At 65.4% G+C, this 557-nt stretch carries 1 protein-coding gene; it reads right to left on the reverse strand.

The features are described 5' to 3' along the window. Positions 1–557: polyketide synthase dehydratase domain-containing protein (locus J5X86_RS50270; RefSeq protein ID WP_208523246.1), on the reverse strand; the 557-nt coding region annotated here is incomplete at both ends.

Consider the following 557-nt stretch of genomic DNA (forward strand, 5'->3'; position numbering starts at 1 on the left):
CCACCTCCGCAAACACCTCATCACCACGACGCCACGCAGCCCGCACCCCCCGAAACACCGGCCCATACTCCAAACCCACCCCAGCCAACCGCTCATACACACCACCCACATCCACCGCCACCGCACCCACAGGCGGCCACACACCCAACCCCTCCACCACCGCCCCACCCGAAACATCAGCACTCACCACCCCCACCGCATGCCGCGTCCACGACCCCTCCCCCTCACCCTCCAACCGCGAAAACACACCCACCACACGCCGACCCACCCCATCCGGCACACCCACCGACAACTGCACCTGCACACCACCACACTCAGGCACCACCAACGGCGCCTCCAACGTCAACTCCTCCAACCACCCACAACCCACCCCATCCCCCGCCCGCAACACCAACTCCACCAACGCCGTCCCCGGCACCACCACCACACCCAACACCACATGATCAGCCAACCACCCATGCGAAACCAACGACAACCGACCCGTCAACAACACCCCATCCACACCCGCCAACCCCACCACCGCACCCAACAACGGATGATCAGCCGAACCCAGACCA

The sequence above is a fragment of the Streptomyces sp. NEAU-YJ-81 genome, assembly GCF_017592595.1.
Taxonomy (GTDB): Bacteria; Actinomycetota; Actinomycetes; order Streptomycetales; family Streptomycetaceae; genus Streptomyces; species Streptomyces hygroscopicus_B.